Raw genomic sequence first — 5946 nt, 5'->3', positions numbered from 1 at the left:
CTCGGGGGCCGGGACGGGCGGGACGGGTGAGGCGGCTGCCCGCGGTTCGGGGACAGTGGCGGCGGCCGCCTCCACCGCCGGCGCGGTGTTCACCGGTGGTGCGGCTTCCGCCGGTGCGGCCTCCGTCACCGCGATCGGCGTGGCCTCCGCCGCCGACGATGCCTCCGCCGCCTCCGTCGGGGCCGTCCCCGCCGCTCCCGTCGTCCTGCGTGCCCGTACCGCCCGCCAGCGGGCCAGTGTGCCGATCACGAACGTCATCAGCACCACGGCCACGAGCAGCTCGCCGACGAGGATGCCCCAGAACAACCCGTACCCCGAAAGGGCCTCCGGCGGGGTGCCCGGCCACGCGGACGGCAGGTCGCGGGGCTGGGTCATCAGATGGCGCAGGGCCTGCGGGGTGCGGGTCAGGGTCACCCCTTCCGGCCAGCCGCCGTGTTCGGCGAGGGCGGCCAGGCCGGTGGCCGTCCAGACCAGCAGGGTCAGGCCCAGCAGAAAGGCGAGGACGCTGACCAGCAGGCCATCCGGAATTCCACGCTCTGCACCCGGGTCCCGGTGCTGCGCCCGGTCCCCGCCCCCCGAGGACCTCATCTCACGCCACCGTCGATTCCGAGGAACCGTAGGTCGCGGCGGTGCCGTACGGTTCGTCGGCGAACGGCGATTCCCTTGCCGCGGCGGCTCGTTCCGCCGCTGCGGCCTCCGCCGCGAGCTCGTGGGTCCGGTCGCCGTCCTCGGTCATGGCCCGGTCGGTGTAGACCAGGGGGCGCTCGGCGTCCGTGATGAGGTGCTTGACGACCTGGACGTTGCCGTTGACGTCCCAGACCGCGATGCCGGGGGTGAGGGTCGGGATGATCTCGACCGCCCAGCGGGGCAGTCCCAGGACCCGGCCGGTGGCCCGGGCCTCGTCGGCCTTCTGGGCGTAGATGGTGCGGGTGGAGGCCATCTTCAGGATCGCGGCCGCCTCCTTCGCCGCCGCGCCGTCGACGACGTCGGAGAGGTGGTGGACCACCGCGACGAACGACAGGCCGAGCCGTCGCCCGAACTTCAGCAGGCGCTGGAAGAGCTGGGCGACGAAGGGGGAGTTGATGATGTGCCAGGCCTCCTCGACCAAGAAGATTCGCTTCTTCCGGTCGGGCCTGATCCAGGTGTGCTCCAGCCAGACGCCGACGATCGCCATGAGGATCGGCATGGCGATGGAGTTGCGGTCGATGTGGGAGAGGTCGAAGACGATCAGGGGCGCGTCGAGGTCGATGCCGGCCGTCGTGGGGCCGTCGAACATGCCGCGCAGGTCACCGTCGACGAGCCGGTCCAGCACCAGGGCGACGTCCAGGCCCCAGGCCCGTACGTCGTCTATGTCGACGTTCATCGACTCGGCGGACTCGGCCTCGGGGTGGCGCAGTTGCTCGACGATGTCGGTGAGGACGGGCTGCCGGTCGAGGATCGACTCGTTCACATAGGAATGCGCGACCTTCAGGGCGAAGCCGGCGCGTTCGTCGAGTCCCCGGCCGGTGGCCACCTCGATGATGGTGCGGAGGAGGGCGAGCTGGCCGGTCGTGGTGATGGCCGGGTCGAGGGGGTTGAGCCGGATGCCGCCGTCGGCGGCGGCGACGGGGTCGAGGCGGATGGGGGTTATCCCCAGCTGTTGCGCGATGAGGTTCCACTCGCCGACGCCGTCCTCGCCCTGGGCGTCCAGGACGACGACCTGGCGGTCGCGGAAGCGAAGCTGCCGTAGGACGTAGGTCTTCTCCAGCGCGGATTTGCCGTTGCCGGACTCGCCGAGGACGAGCCAGTGGGGGGCGGGCAGTTGCTGGCCGTAGAGCTGGAAGGGGTCGTAGATGTAACCCTTGCCGGAGTAGACCTCACGCCCGATGATCACGCCGGAGTCGCCGAGGCCGGGGGCCGCGGTGGGGAGGTAGACGGCCTGCGCCTGCCCGGTGGAGGTACGTACGGGCAGCCGGGTGGTTTCGACCTTTCCGAACAGGAAACTGGTGAAGGCGTCGGTGACGGTGGCGAGCGGGTCGAGCACGGCGTTGCCCCTATCGTCGGATGCCGGTCGCGAACGGCAGCGTGTTGACGAACGCCCGGTGGTGCTCACGGTCGCACCACTCGAGCTTGAGGTAGCTCTTGCCGGCCGAGGCTCTTATGGTCCGCTTGTCGCGCGCCAGGGCCTCCGGGGAGCGGGAGGACACGGTGATGTAGCCGACGAGGTTGACGCCGGCCGCGCCGCTGGCGAGGTCCTCGCCGCGCTGGTCGACGCGGGAGTGGTGGGCGACGTCGCGCGGGTCGACGACACGGTTCATCTTGGCGGCGCGGGAGGCGTCCGCGTCGTCGTTGGTCTTCTCGGTCAGCATCCGTTCGATGGCGACGTCGGTCGGCTCCAGGTCCATGCAGACCGCGACCGTACGAATCACATCGGGGGTGTGGACGAGAAGGGGAGCGAGGAAATTGACCCCCACGGGTGTCATCGGCCATTCCTTGACCCACGCCGTGGAGTGACACCAGGGTGACCGGGTGGACGACTCGCGCGTCTTCGCCTGGAGGAACGTGGGTTCCATGGCGTCCAGCTCGGCCGGCCAGGCGTTCCGCTTCGTCATCGCCTGGATGTGGTCGATGGGGTGGTCCGGGTCGTACATCGAGTGGACGAGCGAGGCGAGACGCGCCTGGCCCAGCGGCTGGCGGACGCGGATGTCCGCCTCGGCGAGGCGGGCGCAGATGTCCGTGAGCTCGCGCGCCATGACGACGGCGAGGCCCGCGTCCTTGTCCAGCCGCCGCTTGGTGCCCTCGTGCCGGGAGGCGCGGGCGATGGCCTGGGCCTCGGCGGCCAGTTCGCGTCCGTAGTGCATACAGGCGACGAGGTAGGCGCGGTGCTGCTCGGAGGAGGTGGAGACCATGGACTGGAGCTGGTCGTAGGAGTCCTTGAGCCAGTCCGGAGCCCGGTCGTCGCCGCGTCGTTCGACGTCCTTGGCGTGGGCGTCCGGGTCGGCGGGGAGCGTACGGGCGAGCATCTGGATGCGGGTGACGTAGCCGTCGCCGTTGGCGACGTGCTTCAGGAGCGTGCCGAATCGCTCGACCAGCGCTTCCTGGTCCTCCGAGTCGCGCAGGCCGACGCCCGGGCCCTCGATCTCGATCGCGGCGGTGACGGTCCGGCGGTCGGCGTGCAGCAGCACGGCGATCTCGTCCGGCCCGAAGGGCGCGGACAGCCAGTTGATCCGCCCGATCCCGGGCGGCGGGCCGACCTCGATCTCCCGCCCGTCCAGCTGGGTGCCCGCCTCGATCGCGCCGGAACGGTATGTCGCACCGCGACGCAGCGTCCGTTTGTACGAGCGGTTGATTTCAAACCACTTGTAGAACGTGCGGTTCTTGTACGGGACGTAGACGGCGGCCAGCGACAGCGCCGGGAGGCCGGTGAGGGTGATGATCCGCAGGGGGAGGATCGGCACCAGCAGCCCGCACATCATGCCCAGGAACGCGCCCGCGATGATCAGCGCGATCTCGCCGGTCTCCCGGTTCTTGCCGACGACCGCGTTGGGACGTGCGCGGCCGATCAGATATGTACGGCGGGGCGCGATCGGCTGGGACTGGGCCTGGATCGTCAACTCCGCTCACCTCCGGATGTATTGCGCTTGCTGTTGTTCTGCGCGTTGTTCTGCGCGCGGGGCGCGGGCACGGCGGCCGTGCCCGGCACCGAGGCTGCGGAGGGAGCGCTTCCGTTGCCGCCGCCGGACGGGGCGGCCGCCGGGCGGGCGCTGTGGGCGGCCACGCCGCCGGTGACGGCGCCCGAGGGGCGGGCCGCCTGGGATCCGCCGTCGCCGCGGGCGCTGTGGGTGGTGATGCCCTGCTTGACCAGCGCGGCGGGCGAGGAGATCACCGCGGCGGCCTGGCGGGAGGCCGCGTCATTGCTGGCGTTGCGGCTGCTGACGATCTCGTCGCCGAAACCCGGCACGAAGCGGTAGATCATCGCACTGGCGAAGATGGCGAGGAGGATGATCGCGAGGCCGGAGACCACGGCGGAGAAGGAGTTCGGCCCCTTCCCGGCGGACAGGGCCCCGGCGAGGCCGAGCACGATCATGATGATCGGCTTGACCAGGATCACCGCGATCATGATGCCCGCCCAGCGGCGGACGTGCCCCCACATGTTCTTGTCCACCAGCCCCGCGTACACGGCTGTGCCGAGCAGCGCGCCCACGTAGAGCAGGGCGGCCCGGATCACCAGCTCCAGCCAGAGCACACCGGCGGCCAGCACGGACACGAGCGACACGACGATCAGCATGATCGGCCCGCCGCCGATGCCGTTGCCCTTTTGCAGGGCCTCGGCGAAGCCGCCGAAGAACTGGTCGTTGTTCGTGGACGAGCCGGTGGCGATGACGTCCGTGACGGCGTCGGTGGCGTTCACGACGGTGTAGAGGATCAGCGGCGTAAACGCGGACGCCAGCACCGTCAGCCACAGGAACCCCACGGCCTCGGTGATCGCCTCGGTGAACGGCACCCCGCGCACCGCCCGCTTGGCCACGGCCAGCAGCCACAGGACGAGGGTGAGGATGGTGGAGGCGGCGAAGACGACGGCGTACTGGCGGAGGAAGGGGGTGTTGGTGAAGTCGACGTTGCCGGTGGAATGGACGGCGGAGGAGAGCTTGTGGATGATCCACGACGCGGCATCGGCACAGCCCTTGGCGAGGGAGGCGAGGGGGTCGGTGACGGTCTGGGGATCGTTGGGGGAGGTGGAGGTGCCGGGGTTTTTGCCGCCCTTGCAGTAGTCCTTGGCCAGCCCGACGATGAGATCGCAAGGGTCGTTCCCCTTGGACGCCGACGGTGTCGGGGTGGGAACGGCCGATCCCGAGGGAACGGGCGTGGGTGTGGCCGCGGGCGTCGGCGAGCCCCCCGGGGGCGGTGCAGGATCGGCGGTTGCCCGTGAGGCCAGGGCCACGAGAGCGACCTGCGCCGTCACCACGGCAGTGGTGATGGAGAAGACGCGCGGGCGGTGGCTACCTCGCATAAGTGAACCCTCCGTACCCGCTGACCGCGCTCGCGATCTCATTGGCTGATGCGGCCCGGTCGTCGCCGTTCACGGGCGCCGGACCCTGCTTCTGGCTGGAGGACACGATCTTCCAGTCGTCGTTCGTCCAGTGCAGTTTCTGGGTCAGGGTGAACCACGTCTGGCTCACGGGCTTGGTGGACCCCTCGCCGGCGAGGCCGACGAGGCCGGTGCACCAGACTTCGACGGTCGCGTCGTCGGTTGCGTACGAAGCGGTTTTCGACCCGACGGGGACGGTCCGTGACACGAAGGACAGGCCCTTGGGCGCCGAACCGTCGGGCAGCAGGCCCACGTTCTTCAGGAAGTCCCCGGAGTACGCCTTGTCGAGTTGCTGCTGGAGGGCGGGCGCGGCGTCCGGAGTGTGGGTGGCATCGACGATGACGCGACGGCTGTCCTTCCGGAACATCCCGTCGCTCCCCAGCGCCACCGCGAAGTTCGCCGCCGCGGACTGCGCCCCCTGCTCCGAATGGGCGAATCCGGAAGCGATGCCTCCGGTCTTGCCGTCGACCGGCTTCACCCCGCTGGGGGCGGTCGCCCCGCTTCCGCCGGGGCGGCGCGCGTCGCCGCCGGAGGAGGAGTCGTCGGCGGAGTCACCACCCCGGTTGGCGAAGGCGATCGCCGCGATGAGCAGCACCACGATCCCGACGACCATCATCAGATTCCGGCTGGATGGTCGGCCCCCGCGGCTGGAACGCCCGCTTCCGCGCCGGGGCGGCGCATAGGGGTCGACCTCGCCTTCCGGAAGCCGTGTGCGGGTCATGTGCCGGTCGTCGCCGTAGCCGCCCTGGCCGCCACCGTAGCCGTCGTCGCCGAGACTCATCGCTCGCCTGCTCCCTCATACGTCGTGGCCGGCTTGCCGCCCGTATATGACGGTAGCGGTGTGAACGGAATCCCGGGGGAGGGCGTGGGGGAGTGAG

At 70.5% G+C, this 5946-nt stretch carries 4 protein-coding genes and 1 pseudogene; all 5 read right to left on the bottom strand.

Going from position 1 to position 5946, the window contains the following annotated elements; all coding sequences use genetic code 11:
- Positions 1-588, bottom strand: a pseudogene (locus K6I33_RS30330) (type VI secretion protein); the annotation flags it as partial.
- Position 589: 1 nt separating this feature from the next.
- Positions 590-2023 (bottom strand): ATP-binding protein, encoded by a 1434-nt coding sequence (locus tag K6I33_RS30325; protein WP_229357753.1) that lies wholly within the window; start codon positions 2021-2023, stop codon positions 590-592.
- 10 nt (positions 2024-2033) lie between these two features.
- A complete protein-coding gene (locus K6I33_RS30320) occupies positions 2034-3587 on the bottom strand; it encodes an SCO6880 family protein (RefSeq protein WP_229357754.1) in 1554 nt (517 codons plus the stop codon).
- Between the two features lie 2 nt (positions 3588-3589).
- Positions 3590-4990, bottom strand: coding sequence for a hypothetical protein (locus tag K6I33_RS30315; protein WP_229357752.1), 1401 nt, complete (start codon positions 4988-4990; stop codon positions 3590-3592).
- Positions 4980-5849, bottom strand: coding sequence for a hypothetical protein (locus K6I33_RS30310; protein WP_229357751.1), 870 nt, complete (start codon positions 5847-5849; stop codon positions 4980-4982). The genes K6I33_RS30315 and K6I33_RS30310 overlap by 11 nt, the downstream gene beginning before the upstream one ends.
- Positions 5850-5946: the final 97 nt, after the last annotated feature.

Origin of the sequence: Streptomyces sp. UNOB3_S3 (assembly GCF_020740895.1) — a bacterium.
GTDB lineage: Bacteria > Actinomycetota > Actinomycetes > Streptomycetales > Streptomycetaceae > Streptomyces.
Note: the sequence above shows the minus strand (reverse complement) of the source record. Positions and strands in the feature narration are given on the sequence as shown.

What these genes read in the sequence shown, in the direction of transcription:
- K6I33_RS30315 (WP_229357752.1), bottom strand. Translation starts at nt 4,990, where the DNA reads ATGCGAGGTAGCCACCGCCCGCGCGTCTTCTCCATCACCACTGCCGTG.
- K6I33_RS30310 (WP_229357751.1), bottom strand. Translation starts at nt 5,849, where the DNA reads ATGAGTCTCGGCGACGACGGCTACGGTGGCGGCCAGGGCGGCTACGGC.